This window comes from Mesorhizobium sp. B2-4-13, assembly GCF_006658535.1.
In the GTDB taxonomy this organism is placed as follows: domain Bacteria; phylum Pseudomonadota; class Alphaproteobacteria; order Rhizobiales; family Rhizobiaceae; genus Mesorhizobium; species Mesorhizobium australicum.
Genome location: NZ_VFVB01000009.1, coordinates 241,165 through 259,297 on the forward strand (window position 1 = coordinate 241,165; position 18,133 = coordinate 259,297).

The 18,133-nt window shown below is 57.4% G+C and carries 15 protein-coding genes and 2 pseudogenes; 10 read left to right on the forward strand and 7 right to left on the reverse strand.

Annotation, left to right across the window (positions count from 1 at the left end):
* Positions 1-20: 20 nt before the first annotated feature.
* Positions 21-221, forward strand: a complete 201-nt coding sequence (locus tag FJ936_RS23860) for a DUF2934 domain-containing protein (RefSeq protein WP_181171499.1) — start codon at positions 21-23, stop codon at positions 219-221.
* Positions 222-276: 55 nt separating this feature from the next.
* Here FJ936_RS23860 and FJ936_RS30965 read toward each other — a convergent pair.
* Positions 277-459 (reverse strand): annotated as a pseudogene (locus FJ936_RS30965) (DJ-1/PfpI family protein); the annotation flags it as partial.
* Between the two features lie 253 nt (positions 460-712).
* On the opposite strand from FJ936_RS30965, the gene FJ936_RS23870 reads away from it, so the two are divergent.
* From FJ936_RS23870 to FJ936_RS23895, 6 genes are all read left to right on the forward strand, one after another.
* Entirely contained in the window at positions 713-1,462 is a 750-nt protein-coding gene (locus FJ936_RS23870) for an outer membrane beta-barrel protein (protein WP_140793243.1), read from the forward strand.
* A 490-nt stretch (positions 1,463-1,952) separates the two neighbouring features.
* The gene (locus tag FJ936_RS23875; protein ID WP_140793245.1) at positions 1,953-3,134 is read left to right on the forward strand and encodes a serine protease; all 1,182 of its coding nucleotides are present in this window, start codon (positions 1,953-1,955) and stop codon (positions 3,132-3,134) included.
* Between the two features lie 1,096 nt (positions 3,135-4,230).
* Positions 4,231-5,673, forward strand: a complete 1,443-nt coding sequence (locus FJ936_RS23880) for a site-specific integrase (protein ID WP_141907073.1) — start codon at positions 4,231-4,233, stop codon at positions 5,671-5,673.
* Positions 5,674-5,817: 144 nt separating this feature from the next.
* Positions 5,818-6,531, forward strand: a complete 714-nt coding sequence (locus tag FJ936_RS23885) for a hypothetical protein (protein ID WP_141907074.1) — start codon at positions 5,818-5,820, stop codon at positions 6,529-6,531.
* Positions 6,532-6,549: 18 nt separating this feature from the next.
* Positions 6,550-6,999, forward strand: coding sequence for a hypothetical protein (locus tag FJ936_RS23890; RefSeq protein ID WP_141907075.1), 450 nt, complete (start codon positions 6,550-6,552; stop codon positions 6,997-6,999).
* A 67-nt stretch (positions 7,000-7,066) separates the two neighbouring features.
* Positions 7,067-8,950, forward strand: coding sequence for a competence protein CoiA family protein (locus FJ936_RS23895; protein ID WP_181763166.1), 1,884 nt, complete (start codon positions 7,067-7,069; stop codon positions 8,948-8,950).
* A gap of 196 nt (positions 8,951-9,146) precedes the next feature.
* Here the strand turns inward: FJ936_RS23895 and FJ936_RS23900 are convergent, their stop codons facing one another.
* The 4 genes from FJ936_RS23900 to FJ936_RS23915 all read right to left on the reverse strand — a co-directional run bounded on the left by FJ936_RS23900 (position 9,147) and on the right by FJ936_RS23915 (position 13,123).
* On the reverse strand, positions 9,147-10,253 hold the full coding sequence (locus FJ936_RS23900; protein WP_141907077.1) for a hypothetical protein: 1,107 nt from the start codon (positions 10,251-10,253) through the stop codon (positions 9,147-9,149).
* Between the two features lie 203 nt (positions 10,254-10,456).
* Positions 10,457-11,326: a nucleotidyl transferase AbiEii/AbiGii toxin family protein gene (locus FJ936_RS23905; RefSeq protein WP_141907078.1), complete on the reverse strand. Its 870-nt coding sequence runs from the start codon at positions 11,324-11,326 to the stop codon at positions 10,457-10,459.
* On the reverse strand, positions 11,319-11,936 hold the full coding sequence (locus tag FJ936_RS23910) for a type IV toxin-antitoxin system AbiEi family antitoxin domain-containing protein (protein ID WP_141907079.1): 618 nt from the start codon (positions 11,934-11,936) through the stop codon (positions 11,319-11,321). The genes FJ936_RS23905 and FJ936_RS23910 overlap by 8 nt, the downstream gene beginning before the upstream one ends.
* Before the next feature lie 86 nt (positions 11,937-12,022).
* Positions 12,023-13,123, reverse strand: a complete 1,101-nt coding sequence (locus FJ936_RS23915) for a hypothetical protein (protein ID WP_141907080.1) — start codon at positions 13,121-13,123, stop codon at positions 12,023-12,025.
* Between the two features lie 134 nt (positions 13,124-13,257).
* On the opposite strand from FJ936_RS23915, the gene FJ936_RS23920 reads away from it, so the two are divergent.
* Both FJ936_RS23920 and FJ936_RS23925 read left to right on the forward strand, forming a co-directional pair.
* The gene (locus FJ936_RS23920; RefSeq protein ID WP_141907081.1) at positions 13,258-15,033 is read left to right on the forward strand and encodes a hypothetical protein; all 1,776 of its coding nucleotides are present in this window, start codon (positions 13,258-13,260) and stop codon (positions 15,031-15,033) included.
* A gap of 73 nt (positions 15,034-15,106) precedes the next feature.
* Positions 15,107-15,727 (forward strand): hypothetical protein, encoded by a 621-nt coding sequence (locus tag FJ936_RS23925; RefSeq protein WP_246680523.1) that lies wholly within the window; start codon positions 15,107-15,109, stop codon positions 15,725-15,727.
* Between the two features lie 346 nt (positions 15,728-16,073).
* Here the strand turns inward: FJ936_RS23925 and FJ936_RS23930 are convergent, their stop codons facing one another.
* Complete coding sequence (locus FJ936_RS23930; protein ID WP_141907083.1) at positions 16,074-16,982, reverse strand: hypothetical protein; 909 nt, start codon at positions 16,980-16,982, stop codon at positions 16,074-16,076.
* 187 nt (positions 16,983-17,169) lie between these two features.
* Between FJ936_RS23930 and FJ936_RS23935 the strand changes: the two are divergent.
* Positions 17,170-17,659, forward strand: a pseudogene (locus FJ936_RS23935) (transposase); the annotation flags it as partial.
* 286 nt (positions 17,660-17,945) lie between these two features.
* Here FJ936_RS23935 and FJ936_RS30720 read toward each other — a convergent pair.
* The coding region (locus FJ936_RS30720; RefSeq protein ID WP_210245828.1) for a hypothetical protein at positions 17,946-18,133 on the reverse strand (188 nt) is incomplete at its 5' end.

An 18,133-nucleotide genomic window follows, 5' to 3' on the forward strand; every position in this document is an offset into this window, starting at 1 on the left:
ATATCCATAGGAAGACGGCCATGGTGATCAGCCAGGAAGAACGCGTCGCGCATATCAGCAAGCGGGCCCGCGAACTCTGGGAACGGGAAGGCTTGATGCCCGACCGTGAGAAGGCCTGCTGGGACAAGGCGGTCGAGGAGTTCGAGTCCGGCCGGCTGACCGCCGGACGAAAGCAACCAGGCGCGGATGCCGCTGGCGACAGCGCGGCTACCAAACACTGACGCTCCGCTTTGTCGCAGAACGCATCGAGACCACCGGCTGGTGACGAGCCCCTGATCGGCGGCCCTTGGCGATCCCGGCCCCCACGAGAAGCCAGGGCGCATGGCGGATCGCGCCGGCGACCGTCTTGGCGGACCAGAACGATGTGATGAGATCCAGAGCCTTCTGCTCGACCCGCAGCAGGTCCGGGTTGATGGCGCCGCCGGGCAGGACGAGCGCATCGTGGCCATCCGCCGGCGCTTCGACAGGCTGGCCAGCGTGTGCTTCTACCGCTTTGAACGGTACCGCGCCGTGACGATGCGCGATGACACAACCGATCCGGCCATGACTACCCCGCGCGCCCAATCGCTACCTGCTGCGACCAATTAGCCATCACTAATATATTCCCATGTAGCCGACGAGATTTTGAAGCAGATGATGCTAAAATAGCACACAAAAATGTCGGGCGCCGATGTATTCTCTCAATCGAGGGTTCAGATAGCGGGAGGAATTAGTGTACAAGTTTCTTGCAATTCTTGCGGTTGCCGGGTTCAGCGCAAGTGGTGCGTCGGCAGCCGATATAGCTGGTCCAATTGTCGGCTCGGCTTATGATTGGAGCGGTATCTACGCGGGCGCACATCTTGGCGTGGCAAACGGTGACATCACCGCAACTGACGAAACGCTTCCGACCGGCGGGTTTTTCACAGACTTGGTTCCTGCCGGCACGGAAGGTTTCGACTTTAACAAAGCCGGCGTGGCTGGCGGCGCTCACATAGGCGCACAGTATCAGTGGAACCAGATCGTCCTGGGCGGCGAGGCGACGTGGACCGTCACGGGCATCAAAAAGACCATCGTCAGTCCCTATTTCCCAGACAGCGACACTGAAACCGGTAAAATCTCCAACTACGTTACAGCCGTCGGACGCATTGGGTATGCCTTCGATCGTGTCTTGATCTATGCAAAGGCCGGGTATGCCGGCGGCAAAGTCAAGTTCACGGCCCGGGACAATGATGCCTTGGTCACATACGAGAAGAACGACTGGCAAAGCGGCTATGCCCTCGGCGCCGGGATCGACTATGCCATTACCGACAACCTATCTCTTGGCGTCGATTACACCCACGTCGATCTTGGGTCCAAGACCAGCACCGGCAACAACGTATTTGATGATGGCACAATCGGAGCGAACCCAGAGACGTATCGGACCGACGCCAAAGTGGATGCCGTCATGGCCCGCGTCACATACAAGTTCGGGATGGGTCAGTAGCCCAGTCGAGCGGCGCAGGAATTTCCCGTGCACCCAACGGAAGGCGCCTGTGCGACAGGCCACGCCGGCAGCCTCCAGCAATCCCATAAGTGACGTCCGGCTCTTGGGCGGTCGAGGTTTAATCCGCCAAAAACGAAAAAGCCGCGGCGAACCGCGGCTTTTCGATGCTTGATTCCCCTTTAGGAAACTGGAGCGGGTGAAGCGATTCGAACGCTCGACCCCAACCTTGGCAAGGCAAGAATTACGCCGTCTAAGAATTGCGGTGAAACAGCGAAAAGGTGACCGCGCGGTGACCGCAAGCGTTTCTCTGGGCGAGCGGCCTTCCGTATTGTCAACACACTATGGGATGGGAGATCCCTCTCATGAACTACGCCTTATCAAGGCGATGTTCACTATCAAGGCGATGTTCACTGCGTTGTAATTGTTGGCTTGCCGCCAAGCGATATTCACGGCTTATTAGTAGGGGGCAGTTTTGTGGACGGCTTGGGCAATGAGTTTGAAACGTTGGGCGATGTGTTCCGCCGCAGTAGCGGCAACTATCGTTGTGTTTGCGCGGCAACCGGCAATCGCGGATCAATCTGACGTTTCCAGTTCGGGAACTGGCTTTTTCGTGAACGATCAAGGCTGGGCCGTAACCAATGCTCATGTTGTCGAAGGATGTACAAGCATTAGCGTCCAGCAGCTAGGGGATGGCAGCGACCTCGCGGTCGACAGACAAAACGACCTCGCGGTCTTCAGGCTCTCTATGGGTACAGGAAAGCCTCACCTTCCGTTGCGCCACTCTCAGCCCCGGCTTGGAGAGGATATTGCCGCCTATGGCTTCCCTCTCAGCGGATTGCTTTCCGACTCCATTAAGGTCACGACCGGGAACATCAATTCGCTCGTGGGTATGGAGAACGACACCCGATATCTGCAGGTGTCTACGCCTCTCCAGCCAGGCAACTCCGGCGGTCCAATCGTCGATCAATGGGGATCGATCATTGGCGTCTCCACAGCTGCGCTGGGTTCGAAGTTTACCAATGAGACCGGCATTGCTGTGCAGAACGTCAATTTTGCTATTCGATCGAATGTCGTCGAATTGTTCCTTCAAAGTCGAAACATCCAATTCGATGCCCCAGATCCTGCGGCTGACGCGAAACCGCTTTCCACCGCCGATTTATCCGACAAAGTTGTTCCGTCTGTTGTCCAAGTCCTTTGCCATGGTGGCGAAAAACCGGTCGCCAACTCTGGCCCCTCGCCAACAACAGCTGAAACGGCACCTGCCCGATCTGGGACGTCATCCGACGAATCCGTCAAAGAGGCGGCAGTCGCGATTGTTCGCGGTTTGATAGAACGCGACAGCGGCGATGCCTGGTCTTCTCTACAAGCCGTGGCAAACGTGTATGCGGATTTCGTTTCGTACTACGGAAAACAGAGGACACTTAGTGAAGTTCTGGCAGATAAGAGAGATTATTTCACGCGGTGGCCTGAGCGAGCCTATCACATACGAGATGGGTCGCTGATGGTGACCTGCGCAAATGGCGCATGCATGGTGTCGGGGGTTTATGACTGGGTGGTTCGGAGCATTCCAAGAAACAAGCAGGCACGAGGTGCCGCTCGATTCAGCTACGCGATTTCCCTGGGGGCTAGTCCGAAGGTCATCTCAGAAGCCGGGAACGTTCTGAAGCAATAGGCCATAGGCGGATGATCGCGATGGCTATGGGTCGACAAAGCCGGCGAAGTGAATTGGCAAGAGGTTTTCGTGATGGACACGGGAGGCTCGCTCGTTTTGCAGAAGCTTCGATTCAAGGCCAACCGCGCGGCAGTCGAGGCACGAGTTGTGCCCGATCCTATGGCGTCGGAGGGTAAGGGGGAGTTGCTCACAAGTAAAATGCAGAAGATCGGCTATGCGTTTGACCGGCGACATCAGTGGAGGCGATACAAACCTCGCATCGTCAGATCCAAATGCCCCCTGTTGCGACACCATGGTGGCCTTAACCCGGTCGGGTCACATTGACTCTGGTCCAATCAATTCGGTTTCTGTAACTGGCGTATGTCCTAACTGCAAGAAGCATATCAGAGTTTGGACCGTCAATCCTCACGAACGGGCGCCATTGTGGGTGGATTGACCGATCGTTCACTTTAATTGGTGCATCGGCAGGATTCGCGATTGCGCAGCATCTCACGCCGCAAAAGCGTTCATTTAGATTAGGAAAATTCAGAGAACGAGTCCCTTCCACTGCCTGACGCTTTTGGAAAAGACGGCGTTGGTTTCGGTGGCCGGGACGCCAGCATGCCAGGCCGGATGATTTAGGCCAATCTGATCCTTACCGGCTAACCCAGGCTAAGGGGGGCGAGCTTTGCAGTTGCGGATCCGACAGGCGCTATGGCGAATGCCCTTGGAGGCTCACGATCTACTGCGAGCGCACATTGCCGCCGGCAGGGGAAATCTTCCGGTAGCCCGCGTGTAGCCCGAATCTTCCGAGCAGCGTGGCCACCCTTTCGATTTCAATCCGCCAGAAAACGAAAAAGCCGCGGCGGACCGCGGCTTTTCGATGCTTGATCCCCCTGAAGGAAACTGGAGCGGGTGAAGCGATTCGAACGCTCGACCCCAACCTTGGCAAGGTTAGAGATGAGCTACTCCATGGTATCCGGCAGTATCCCATAATGCGATAACATCTTGATAAAACTTGACATTATTTCCAACCCTTCGCTAGGGTAATCCAATCTTTTCCTTCACGGTGTTGACCAGGTGTTGACCAAAGAAGGCCTTTGAGGAGAATGGATCGGTGGCAAAGCGCGTTGGTGTGGCCCTCACAAAACGGGTGGTTGACGCGGCCGAGAAGAGGGACCGACGCTATTTCCTCTGGGATAGCGAGTTGTCCGGTTTCGGTCTGCGCGTGGAAAAGAGCGGCGCCAAGACCTTCATCGTCCGATATCGCGCCGAAGGTGGTGGTCGATCGGCTGCGCAGCGATTCGTAACCATCGGGAGGTTAGGCACGCTCACTCCAGAGCAGGCGCGCAAGCACGCGAAGACTGTCCTTGGAGGCGTCGCCAAGGGTGAGGATCCAGCGGATGAACGCCGCGCAAAGCGACGCGAGATGAAGATAACTGGCTTGATCGACCTTTATGAAGAAGAGGGCTGCGTCATCCAGCGCGGGAAACGGCAGGGTCAGCCGATGAAGCCGTTGACCAAGCAGTTGACACTCGCGCGTCTTCGCAACCATGTCGTGGCACTGCTCGGGCATAAGCGCGTTGGCGAATTGAATCCAGGTGACATCGAACGTTTCGTCCGTGACGTCACTGCCGGCAAGACTAATCGAGACGAGAAATTAGGCCCACGGAGACGCATCATTGTACGCGGTGGTGAGGGCGCGGCTCGCAAGGTCGTGCGAGACCTGTCTGCTGTTTTCAGCTTCGCTATCCGCAGCGAGATCGTCCAACGGAACCCGTGCGAGACAGCCGCCGTCCGCAAGACAGACAATCAACGAAAACGATTCCTCGATCTTGAGGAAGTGAACCGCCTCGGGTCGGCTCTTGATGATCTTGAGGCCGAAGGGGTCAATGCCAAAGCCGTCAATATTGCACGGCTTTGGGCGCTGACTGGTTGCCGCCGAGAGGAAATCGCATCGCTCAAATGGACCGAGGTGAATTTCGTTGAGGGACTTTTGGAACTCGACGATAGCAAGACGGGCAGGTCGATCCGTCCCCTGGGAGCGGCAGCAGTTGCGCTGCTCAAAAGTCTCCCTCGTGAGGTGGGCAGCAATTTCGTCTTCCCGGCTGCGCGTGGCGATAGCTATTTTCAGGGAACCAAGCGCATTTGGGCAAAGGCGATCAAGAAGGCGAAGCTCCCCGGAGTTACCCCCCATACTCTTAGGCATACGATCGGCTCGACCGCGATTTCGACAGGTGAAGCGCTGGCACTCACCGGCGCGATCTTGGGCCATTCAAATCCGCGTTCAACCGCTATCTATGCTCACGTGCAAAACGATCCGTCTCGGCGAGCTGCCAATCGAGTCACTAAGAGAATCGCTGCGGCGCTTGCCGGGAACAACCAGCCATCCCGCAAGGCTCCGCCAAAATCCCCGGCCCTGGCGACTCTGACCGATTTCGATGGATTGATCCAATCATTATCCGACCGCCTCTTGGTCGAGGGGATCGATGCGGCCCGAGTTAAGGATATTCTCACGGACATGGCTGCCGTACGTGAGGCTGGCCCCAAAGTTGTCTAACTGCTTTTTGCCTGTGCCGATCTCTATGCCGGGCACGCCGCCGGCGATACTCATCCGTCCGTTCGGCGTCGCCGGATCGGAGCGAGCGCGAGGTTTTAGCGAGAGAACTTTGCTATCCTCGCGCAATCTCCGCTGAGTCGTCCGATGTCGCGCTTGAATGTACCGTCGCCGAAGACGCTGACCAAAACAATTGTAGCCTGTGTCGACAATGCCGAGCGTCTGCTTGCTGACGCTGACATGTTCGAGTTCGAGAAGCTGAAATCGACAAGGCTCTACCTTATCCTGATCGCACAGGAAGAGCTTGCGAAAGCCTTCATGTTCATTTTAGTTTCGATCGGCGTCTTTCCGCTTTCGCGGCCGATCCTCACGGCGATGAACGACCACTCATGCAAGCAGTTGGTCGGCATGCTCATGGACTACATGATCATGCATTGGGAAGACATCGAAGACGCCCGGCGAATGATCGCAGAGGACTTCGACATGGGCGATGATCATTTCCCGATCGACATCGCCAGCGCACTCGAATTGCTACGATATGAGAAAGTCGCTCGATGGGAAACGGGAATGGGCGGCTACGCGGATGGAGACCTTAACTATAGCCAGGCGGCTCGCAAAGTGGCATCTGGCAAGCACGATCGACGGAAACAGGATGCACTATACGTCCGCGTTAATCCTGACGGTTCGATCAGTAGCACGCCCCACAAGATTATGGATGCTGAGGTCAAGGACGAAGCCGAGCGCGCAAGTCGGTATTGCTACTTCGTCAAAGAGTCGATGGCTGGCAAGGCATCAGGCCTACGTTACGACAAGACCGTCGCGGCACTAAAGATGCTCTTCGGCCATCGCCCTCCGATCTAGGCAGGCTGTATACCGCCGATGGCGACACGCGATGAACTCTATGCGAAATTTGGCATAACAGCAGAAGCGGCGCAGCTATTCGAGACCGAACTTGGATCGCTGCTCCTATGCGCCCGTGGCCTTGAACGCGGTTGGCACCATCAAGGCGACCCCGATGACGCGCGAAAGCTCCTTGACCACATTGACCGCAGCACTCTAGGGCAACTCTTAGGCACGTTGAAGAATTGTGTCGGCCTTGACCATGGTTTGGTGGATCGCTTCGCGTCTGCGCTCAAGGCTCGAAACAGGCTTTTCCATTGGTTCTATAAGACCCATGGCTTCAAAATTCAGACCGATGAAGGCCGCGATACGATGGTGGCTGATCTTGAAGTTTTGCACAGCGAACTTTTCAACGCATGGCAAGTCGCCAGCAAGATGACCACTCTGGCGACATCATTCCTGTTGGAGGCGAAGCGAGAACAGGAATAGACTCGGCGCTCATCAGGCGACATTGCCGAGCATCCTGGCTCTTGAGCGGAGCAAAACCGGGGGCGAGGTGGACGACCACGAAAATACGAGAATATCTTTCGGCACCGATCGTGCTCAGCTTGTCTATGGGCTGAGGCCGGACGGCACCTTGGCGCATATCAGCGAGGTTCAGCGTGGCATTGCCTGCGGCTGCAATTGCCCTGCCTGTGGCGGTCGGTTGGTGGCTCGCAAGGGTGATGAAAACGTGCCGCACTTCGGGCACGATGAGGGCGAAGCCTGTGGCGGCGGTCCTGAAACCGTTCTGCATCTTCTTGCCAAGGAGGTGTTCCGAACCAATCCGCTGCTACTTCTGCCGAAACGTCTTGGGCTCGATAAGGGCAACGTCGTGATGAAGCCTGGTCAGCAGGTCACGACCCAATTCCTTCGAATTGAGTTCACCGACCCCAAGAAGATCATCCCGGACCTCTATATTCGAGCGCTTGGCTATGACCTCTTTGTTGAAGTCGCGGTCACCCATGCGAGCGACGAAACCAAGATTCAACGCCTTCGGGAACACGGCGTTATGGCCGTCGAAATCGACCTGTCAAAGTTGCCCCGAGACTCGACACGCGAGCAGATCGCGGATGCGGTGCTTCAATCTGCGCCACGGTGTTGGCTCTATCATCCCGATATCGATAGAGCGCTGGCGAAGAGCCGCGCTGACGAAGAGAAATGGCAGGCTGCACAGGAAAAGCGGTTCGCCGACTATCAGGCAAGACATGAGGAGCGGGTTAACGAAACGACACGCGCCTATGTGGACGGGCTGAAACAACTGGCCGGAAAGAAGATTGTCGTCCCGCGTGATGCCGAACTTCAAGCGATCGGACTTGCCGAACACGTTGGTATCGACGTTGCTGGCCATGCATGTTTCACCGTCCCGGCTGCCGTATGGCAGGCCACAATCTTAGGGGAGGTCTTTTACGACAAGTGCCTTGGTAGCGGAGTTGCCAAGGCGGTGCCGATTGCCAAACATTTGGAAAAGAGCGGGCTGATACGACCGCAGTTTCAGCGTGTCACTACCGAAGTGGCGAACAGTACCGCTGTCGCCGAACCTCGCTTCGCGCCCGCTTGGAAGGCGATCGACAACTATTTGGAACACCTACTCGGCAAGGGTGTGCTGGTTCGGCATGGCTACGGCATGACACTGGAGAGGTCTCTTGTGGAGAAGTGGACCGCGCGCACGCTGGCAGAGACGCGAAGAACCGCTGTGGTGCATGCAGCGGTGCAGGCTATCGATTGGATATTGGCTGAGCTTCCCGCCGCAGAGCGAGAGGACGTCACCGGCGAGTCGTGGCTGGCTTCGATCCACGCGGAATCGGGCATGACATACCGTGCCGCGATTGAGTCTGATACCGAAGCCCCGAAGATCGCTGCCGACATAGACGCCGTTGTCGCGATGTTCGGAAAGAGCGGCGCGATCCCACATATGACGTTGGGTTTACCTATCCAAGGCGCAATCGAGCGCTGCATGGCTCAGAGAGCAAAGCAGGCTGAAGGGCTACGGCAGAAACAGATTCAGGAAGCCAACCGACTTCGGCAGTCGCGCCGGGATCGGCTTTGCGTTGACGCTGAAACTCAACTGAGTGGCTCCGGTCTTGGGGCATTCCTGAACACGAAACGCGACGATCTTAGCGGAATGACGCCGTTGGAAGCAGCGGAGGACAGCGAGTCCGGGCTGACCAAGGCTCGTACTGTGCTGTCCGTCGATCTCGAGCGCAGGCGGTATCAGGTAAAGATTACTTCCGACGCCAAACAGTCTTTGCCCGCGGAGCACGTCGACGCCTTCCTGAACGGGCGGGATGACGACTTAGCGCGGACGACCCCGCTCTTGTACGTCCGAGATGACACCACCTATCGGAAGGCGCTTGGCAAACTTGCTGAATGGCAGAAGGGTTTCGGCGGGCCGTTTTAACCATAGGAGCACACCGCAATAGCCATGCCGAGAGCAGTCTCGGCCACTTTTCTGCGCTCATTAGGTACCGCGACGCTCTCTGGAGAACGCAAATGTCGAAGACCGCCTGAGATAAGATGATGCGCGGCCCGGTGCAGGGCCGGTGGATCGTCATGATCAGAACCACCAACTGGCGGCGTTCTAGGTGACTCTCTTACTATTGCAAGGCGACTCCGTCCTTTGGCGACCACATCATCATGCCGAGGGGGCGCCCACGATGGGGATCTCCTAGCAAAGCGAAGCCGTCACGAAACAGCGTGTATTGGTAGCCGGAGTCATCGCCGCGCCCTTCGGCGGTCAGCCCTGCAAGTCCGAAACCGACGGGTACGAAGCTTGGTAATGGAAGCGTTGCCGGGGTCGAACGGCCACCGTCCTGAATAATACCGGTGAGTGACTTCAGGAAGTTCGTCCCGGCCGTTTCCTCCACTGCAAACCATCCTAGGCGCGGTCCTCGGCCCAAACGAAACCTCGACGACCAACGTGGCGTAAGGCGCCAAAGATGCCGGTGGTCAAAGAACTCTTCGATCCATTCATGGTCAGGCCACCAGAGCGAGGATGCGTGCACGAGATAGCTGCGCCCTGCATACTGCATTCGGAGGAATTCGACAGGCGTTGGTTCCGGCGGGGCGCCATCGGCCGCCCGGACCCAGTCGATCCAATTGATAACGTCGTCGGCACCCGCGAGGAAGAAGTTCGACCGATGCGTCGCGAGTGCGATCGACGTCGGCGCGCCGTCGCCATGAGTTCTGGCCTCCGGGGTTGTCGGCGGCTCTCCTTTCTTCATCTTGGGGATCTTCGTTTCCGACAAGCTCAGAAACGCACCCGGCGCGCCGGGCCTGGAGCCAAACGCAATCGAATATCCGTGGATCACCTCGCCGTAAGGTGAGGTCATGGCGAGGTAGGGCTTCACCTGCCTAAGATATTTGTTCTTCGATTGGAGATGAACGCTCTGAGCACTGGCATTTGCCGCGAACGATCCGTGCGCTTCGGCGAGAACGACGCCATTTCCGCTTGCGCTACCGCCCTCGTAAATGAAGTCGGCATGTGGATCGAGCGACGAAGAGAGACAAGCGGCGTTGGCCCGCCAAGTGTACCCCAAAGCGTTCATGTAAAGGTCGGTAATCCCTGCGCCAACTCGCGCGGCGAGAAACGTGCGCTCCGTATCGGCTAGATACTGAAAATTGGGAGACAAGCTGAACGTCGTCCCATCCTCGATCATCGTTTGCAGCATCGGTAAACTGCTTCGCTGCAGTGCGTTCAGCACGGTGACTGGTGCATCGTCTCGAGTTGTAGCGGCTCGCGCGACTGCGGCCGCGAGTGCGAGCGGCCCGAACGTCAAGCTTGATACACGTTCCGGAGCCACGAATTGCGGTTTGATTGGACTTGGATCGTGCTTGTGGGGCGTATATCCACTTAGGGTCACAGCCTTGTCTGCTCCCCAAAGTCCAGTGGTTGAAACTAAAGCACTCATTTGGCCAACCTCGCTGCTGCCGCAGCCTGGGGCATAAGAAATCCTGCTAAGTCACCGATGACGTTCCCAAGATCTCCCGGATCATGAGCGAGGTCGCCGACAAAAGCACGCCACTGTCGCCGCTTTGCCGCGTCCTCGGCAAAAGCGTGGGTCAGCGCATCCGGCAGATCTTGAGGTATCGCAGTCGCGCGCCGCTCGAAGGTGGCCGCGATAGCTCGGGGCAACCTGTCGTCATCGAAGGTGAACGACCGGCTTAGGATCCAGATATCGTAGAAGTCCTTCATCCGGCTATTCGCTCGGCCCAGCGCCACCATCGCTTGGAATTTTTCGGCAATGACAGTTTCCCGCGCATAGCCCCGCAGCCGAGGCATGGGAAAGTCCAGCATAGACGGATAATCCAGTTCCTCGGCGCCAGGCTCTAGTGCATCGCCAAAACCGATGTCGATCGTCAGGCTGATGCGGGCACCGCTGATCGAAGCCGTAGTCCGCAGCCTGAGGCCGCCATATTCTAGTTCCTCACGAATGCGATCAATGCGCAGCGCGTCGGCGTCAAACTGGACGCCATCGTCGGCGTCCTGCGCCAAGATATCCCGAAACGTCGCCAGCATTGGCTCTGCGCTCGGATCGCCAAAACCCAGCAAGTCGAGGTCGCGAGTACCGCGGTGTGGATCATCGAACCAACTCATCATCAGCATCGCGCCCTTTAGAATGAAGCGGTTGGCATGGGGCGATCGACTGAGCCGAAAGAGCAACCGCTCAAGGGTAAAACGGGTAAGAACAAGATCGAAACTCTGGCCACTTGCCTTGGCGAGTTGCAGAAGGCGTGCGCGCACCGAAGCGCCGACGTTTTTGATGTCCCTAGCCATTGGCCGTCAGCGCCTCAAGATATGGCCGGATCACTGTGGAGACACCACCTCGCTCGGCCTGTCTTGCGATTTCGCCGGCCGTGGCCTTGCGCTGACGGAGCGCTTCTTGGAGCCCCTCGATCGCCACCGACAGGCCGATCTTGTTGCGGTACCGGAAGCAGTCCGCGATCGTCTTGGCGACGCTGAAGACTCTTACAGACACCCCCTCGACGACGTGAGTTTCAACATCCTCGGTAAGTAGATGCTCGGTGAAACGAACAACGCGAATTGGCAGGCTGTCGGGTTTCGGGGGCCAGTCCTTCCGCCCTATCGCCAGCCACACCTGCTTGGGAAACTGATCGGTCAGGCCGTGGAATGCGAGGGCCGACACTAGGCAAACGACGCCCTTGGATACGCGTTTGGCAGCCTCGGCCAGACTATGATTGGCGTCGAGAGGCGCGTCGGAGAGCTGGTAGAGCCCTCGTGCAAGTCGGAGCACCTCGCCATCCCGCTCCATACGGCTCACCGTTGCGGCAGTCACTCCGGCATCGCGCAGTTCTACGAGGCGCGCGATGCCGCGCGCTTTCAGAAGAGCGTGGGCAATTTGACGTTGGGAGTAGGGTTCGGGCATTGATACGAAAGCTCGGAGTTAAGGACCTATGATCCGAGGTTTTGTATCATTTTTCTAAGAACAAGGGAAGCTAACCGTGGCATCTGTTAAGGCAGGCCGCCCGTCATCCTGCACGGCATGTCGGGGCTAAGGAAAGCCAATGGATTATCAGGGGCGAGCACGTATTCTGGCCACTCGCTGACGATTGCAGCAACATTTCCTGCAATGGACGAAACTGATGGAAGCAGCGTACGTTCGGCTGCGGCAATGAAGCGGCTCAGCCCCTCCACGATCGCCGTAGCACCTGTCACCGAAGGAATCGTCAATCGAATGCCGTTACTCATCGCATCCAGCACGATGTGGCAGCAAATGTCGTGGTCGCGCTTCGTGCCTTCAAGAAATCGTCGGTAGTTGAACACGCGCCCCTGACGCGCAGTGATCTGAACGTCATAGAGGTAGCCGTACTTACTGGCCACCTGACCGACAAATTTGGCTCGAAGCCATGGTCGGCGGAGGACTTCCACGGTGACACCAATGCGCATGTCACGAGGGGCAATGCCCAAACGGATTATCCCGTTGTCACCAGTTGCTGACCATGGAAACGGGTCCAATTCGATGAATTGCTTCGCTACCTTGTCCCGGCGCGGTGGATAGATCGGATGGGGGTTGTTGTAGGATGTGACGAAGACCCACACCCCTTTGTCGATGTCATTGAGGACTTGGCCGACACGCTGAAGATCACCCGGGTGACCGTTGCGGAAATGCGCAACCCGGTTGCGGATCTGGCTAACCTCCTCCATGCGAGCTTTCCAGATCGACAGAACCGGGAGGTATGGTGCGAAGAGCCGCCAGTGTCGGCTGACAGTCTTCAACAATGTGTCGAAGGTGATGTAACTGAGCGGATTGCGTTCTCGTGTCGGCATGTGCGTTAGGCGACTGTCCGCAAGCTGAGAACGGGCTCCCGCCTCCGATAGGCCCTTTTTGATTTGCCGTGAGCGCTTGCCAGATTGGACGACAATGTGGCTCGCCCACGCGCTTCCGTAACGTGTCTTGAGTTCCAGGTAGACGATTTCGCGCAACCATAGCTCCAGTTGCCACAGCAACGTGTAGCAGTCGAGCCGCCCGCTAGGCATCGGTGGCCAGACCTCGTAGGCAAGCGCAGTTTTCTGTCGTTTGGTGACTTGCTCACTATCGGTAGAACGATTCATTGATTTTCATCGGCTCGAAATTGATAGGAGCCGTTGTAGCATAATTCGCCAACAGATTCGGCTCTCTCGCGGGGCGAGGACATCCCGCGTCTAGACTGCCATTTCGTTTCGTCCTTTGCTGACCCGCGGCCAATATGCAAGACAACAAACTACTCACCATCCCGGCCAATGCTGGACAACTGCTCTTAGAGAAGGGTGGCGTGTTTCTCTGCCACTATCTGAGCGCCGACAAGTTCGCAGACTTCTGCAAAGCTCGCGGCATTATCGTGAACGAGGAGAGGCTGCTCACCTTCGAGCGGCTCGGCATGTTCTCGCCGGTGTTCCGTCTGCGGCAGCCGAGCGAGGACGTGGGCCACCTGCGTCTGCCGATGCAAAACAACGAATGGTTCGAGCGCGGATGGGCGTTGGACATTGCCGGAGGCGAGGAGCACTGGGTGCCCGACGAGCCCAACAGCGACACGGTTGCCTACTATTCAAGGTTTCAGATCGCATCGCTGCACTTCGCCTTGTCGGAGTACAACCTGACCGTCCAGATGGAAGAGTTTCTGCGCGCGCCAAGCTTCGATGCCGAAGCATGGCTGCGAATTGGACGCCGTCGGTTTGAGTTTCATGGTGGACATGCGAAGTCGGTGGATCGCAACCGAGGATTTCGCCCGGCGATCGACCTCCTCTGTCAGTACATCTCGGATCGGTACTATCCACATGTTCGCAGCAATATGCGGACACGGCAGGTGTCTAGCGGCTATGCGTTCGATGAGTGGACTACAATAGACGGGCTGAAATGGGAGTGGGAGGAATATGCCCACGCATGGAAGCCTAGCGATGCAGAGGCAGCGTTTGATCTCACACCGCCGAAACTTGAGCACGCGTTCCGGGCCCTTGCGAGCCAGCAAGCCTGGGACGACCCGCTAGAACGTTGGTACGATCTCATGCAGTTCGTCTCAGTGGATCGGCGCGATCAATTGCGAGGAGCGGCGCTTGCCGCCGAGACAATGAAGGCTGGCGCGCAGATGCTGCAACGTCTGCATCGCGATCTCTACGGCGTCGAGCTGCCGCATACCAACGAAACGCATCGCCAGATTTTCGTTCATATGCCGGAGTTGGAGGCGCGCACTGACGTGCGGAGGCACCTCGAATTTGTTGCGAACCGGTATGATCTAAATCCCCGTCCGAAACTCACCTTGTTCGTGGAAGGTCCGAGCGAGGACTATGCTGTTCGGCATATTTTCGAACGGCATTTTGGTGTGCCCGTAGGGACACTCGCCATCGAGACCATCGTTCTTGGTGGCATCGACAACGCAACCGGAACTGTTGAGGATAGGTATCGGGCCATCCTTCGCTTGGTGGACTATCTGCACCACCATCAGACCTTTGCGTTCCTTATCCTGGACAACGAGCGTCACGCACGGAAACTGAAGGCCGGGAGTCATGACGCCAAGTCGATCCTGCACACCAAGAGATACGTCACGCGACCGGAATACGTGAAGGTTTGGAGGGACAGCTTCGAATTCGACAACTTCTCAAACACCGAGATCGCACAGGCACTCTCGCTTTTGGCTGCGCAGGCCAAGTTTCGATCCCGAGAAGTGGCGAACTGCCGAGAAGGCAAGGCGCCTGGGGCGGCCCTCATGGCTTTGTATAGGGAGCGCGTCGGTTCGAAGCTGAACAAGCTCGACTTGGTGCGCGTGTTGGTCGAGACAATATTCTCGACAAAAAGCCGGCGGCCAGTCACAAACCGGCCAATCGTGGAAGTGCTAGACCGCGTCATCGCACTCGCCGCGCGCAACCCCTTTCCACAAAGGGTCGAGGATTGGGAATACAACCAGACCTCAACGTATCTTGGGAAGGCACGTGGCAAAGCCCAGCCAGGCGTCAGGAGGCGCCTAAGACCACGGGTCCGCTCGCGTTGACGTGCTCTTGTGAACTAGGATAGCGCGGCAAATCACGACCTCAACGACTCGCTTATTTGATTGGAGCATTGGTGTGGCAGAAGAGTTCGATTTGGTGAATGTCGGCGCGGCGTCCGAGAGATTCTTTCGGCTTTACCATACGCACTGCGTTTCGCCGAGTCGGGACACACTATTTTCGTTGCTTGAGGCAGGGCACAGCCTCAATGACCGGCTGAAGGTTGGAGCTGACCTAGATTTCTTTGACGTTCAAGAATTTGCTGCCTTGAAGTGCCTTCGCAACTATTTCCATCACCAGCAAGAATTGCGGCACGTCGTAAGAGTCGTTCCGATCGGGAGCTATCCGATCGTGACCGATCTAATGACGTTGTGCCTCGTTCCGCGCGACATTGTTGTCGCAGCGATTGCGACCACTAGACGATATCAAGAAGAGACTCGGCAAGCCTGCCAGCGCGTCTTCCATTGGTATGGTTCGGTGGTGAACATCAACCCAGCCCTGTTCAACTTCGTCGTTGCAGCATATGAGCGCCTGAAAATTCGTGGCGTGCCTCTGGCGGGAGAGGCGGTTGAAGAATTCGAGGCGAGCTATCGCGATGAAGATGAGCACAATCTTCCTCATACTGTCGACGGAAGGCTTGCCACATCGGCCGGAAACATCGACGACCTCTTGACCGAAATTGTGAATTCACAACCCTAGCCCAAGGTAGCTATATCCGGTCGACTACAACCTACGACCAACCCCTTAAGGTGAGGCCGACGGATCGAGGAAGAATGCTGCGGCTTCCTGATCCCTTAGGCTGAGCACGTAGTGTGCAAACGCCTTGTTCTCTGCGACCGACCGATCGAGCAATGCATTCAGTAGGCTCAGGGTTCGCTGTTGCCGCTCCCCCAGGCTGCGGCGCACAGCCATTAATCCCGCGTCGTCTGACGAGCAGACGAACGAGAGGAATTTGCCGAGAATACCGACGATGATATCGGACAGTTGAATGCCCGGTTCGTCATGGGAAACCGCGAAGCGAAAGTGTTTCAGCTCGCGATCGCGGTCAGTGAATGACGAGCGCTCGACGCTCCTTCACAATCTCCTCAACGTCGAGGATGTGCTGGGAATTCTTGAAGAGACAGAGCCTCTGCACATAAAAGGGCGCGAAACTCTCGATCAGTACGTTGGGTGTCTCGTCCTCAAGATAAGGAAGGGCATCGAGCCGTTCCGCAATCTGAAGCACACCTTTCAGCATCATGTAGTTGAAGTGCGGGAGCAACTCCCGGCGGTGCTCCAGGAGATCGAGGAGTTCTGCCACGAAAGCCGGTCGCCGTTCTGGCCCCACATCCGGGTACCGGTAGCGAATGAAAATATCGACAGTGTCGTCGTAGTCATGGCGTAGGATCGTATAAAGGTCATTCTTGAGCTGAGGCGCAACCGCCGATAGAGCGCCCGCGGCTCGCGCTTTCAGAATTGAGTCGATGACATCCACAATCGACCAATAGAGCGGGTCGATAATCGAGTAGTGGACGTACAGCCCCTGTTCGAGGAGCCATTTCAGAAAAATCTCCAACCTCGGCGCGTTAAGCAGCTCAAGAATTTCTCCGGTCGCCACATGCTTGAGTTTTATCTCGGGGGCATTGAGTTGCATCCGTAGCGCCGATCGAAGCTCGGCAATCGGCACCGGTCGCGGCGCCCCGCGGTGCACAATGCCGCCGACGACAAAGCACTTTGGCTCGCGCACGTTGAGCCCGTCCGATCGCACGTGCAACCGACGAATGTTGTTCGTCTCATCGTAGTAAACTGTGTACCTATCATCAGCCTTAGTAAGGCCATGAAGGGTGATTTCACGCTCCCGGATCGAGCTGACATCAATCACACTCGCTCCCTTGGTCATCGATCGGCGCTGCCCTGATTTCGATTGTGCGTACGCATCCGCTAGCAGGTTGAGTTGCGCAAGATATGCAAGCATGAAGTTGTTCGCGTCACGACAAAGGAGGCGCCGAATTGCGGGATAATGCCAGGTCGACGCGGAGCGAAACCGCAGCAAGAATGTTATCAAAAGTGCCCGATCTTGCATCCGCCGAGCCGACGGTTCGCTATCGTTGTCCGCTATTCGAAGCTCGCTACGCTGGGAGGCAGAATTACCGGCTCACGATCTCGTAGTCAAAATGGTGGCACGCAGCGAACTGTGCCGACGCTTTATGGCCATCCCCGGGGTCGGCCCGGTCACCGCACTTTCGTTCATGACGGCGATCGACGATCCGTCGCGCTTCCGCCGCTCACGCGACGTTGCGGCCTACTTCGGCCTGACCTCGCGGCGCTGGCAGTCGGGCACCTCGATCGACGTTCAGGGTCGCATATCGAAAGCCGGCGATGCTGATGTGCGGCGCTCGCTTTACGAGGCGGCGTCAGGGCTGATGACGCGCTTCAAGGGGCAGGGACAAGGTGAAGAGCTGGGGCCAGGCGATCGCCAGACGCTCCTGCCACCGCAAGGCCTGCGTCGCCGTTGCGCGCAAGCTGGCGGTGATCATGCACGCGATCTGGACCGACGGCACGTTCTATAACGGAGATCCGGCGCCAAGCCTGGCGGATGCCGGCCGGCGTGCCCATGACAAAGCTCGCAAGCTGCTCGGAGCGCATCGATGAACAGAAGACCGACAGTTGAAACGCATGGCGCCGGCACGCTGACGGGCGCCATCTGACACAAGGAATCCGCTCGGGCGAATGAGGACTGATGCAGAGCAGGAACGACAGAACGCAGTTATCTTGCCTGCGGCCGCGCCGATCGCGAGACGGCCGGACCGCGCCGGATTGCCTGTGACGATGTTCCGTCACTCCGATGGAAAAGTGCGCCACGACGGTTCCCGTGCTGCAAATAAGAAGCGCTGCTACACCGTCGCAGAGCGCGGAAGACTGAACGGCGCATCGGAACTCAACGCAAGAGTGCCGAATCGTGGAATAGAGCGTAGAATAGTGTATTATCGAATATTTGGAGAGGAACGACGATGGTGAACAGGTCTCGCAAAATACGACCGATGACGATTGCCGCCCGTAATCGGCAAGCGACGCCAGCGCCTGGTGAGTTGGCCTCAAACGGCGCTACGGCTGCTAAAAAGCCTT

Excerpts from the sequence above, each read along its gene's own strand:
- FJ936_RS23905 (WP_141907078.1), bottom strand. The coding sequence starts at position 11,326 with ATGGCTAGGGACATCAAAAACGTCGGCGCTTCGGTGCGCGCACGCCTT.
- FJ936_RS23915 (WP_141907080.1), bottom strand. The coding sequence starts at position 13,123 with ATGAATCGTTCTACCGATAGTGAGCAAGTCACCAAACGACAGAAAACT.
- FJ936_RS23875 (WP_140793245.1), top strand. The coding sequence starts at position 1,953 with ATGAGTTTGAAACGTTGGGCGATGTGTTCCGCCGCAGTAGCGGCAACT.
- FJ936_RS23930 (WP_141907083.1), bottom strand. The coding sequence starts at position 16,982 with ATGCTTGCATATCTTGCGCAACTCAACCTGCTAGCGGATGCGTACGCA.
- FJ936_RS23890 (WP_141907075.1), top strand. The coding sequence starts at position 6,550 with ATGGCGACACGCGATGAACTCTATGCGAAATTTGGCATAACAGCAGAA.
- FJ936_RS23885 (WP_141907074.1), top strand. The coding sequence starts at position 5,818 with ATGTCGCGCTTGAATGTACCGTCGCCGAAGACGCTGACCAAAACAATT.
- FJ936_RS23910 (WP_141907079.1), bottom strand. The coding sequence starts at position 11,936 with ATGCCCGAACCCTACTCCCAACGTCAAATTGCCCACGCTCTTCTGAAA.
- FJ936_RS23920 (WP_141907081.1), top strand. The coding sequence starts at position 13,258 with ATGCAAGACAACAAACTACTCACCATCCCGGCCAATGCTGGACAACTG.
- FJ936_RS23860 (WP_181171499.1), top strand. The coding sequence starts at position 21 with ATGGTGATCAGCCAGGAAGAACGCGTCGCGCATATCAGCAAGCGGGCC.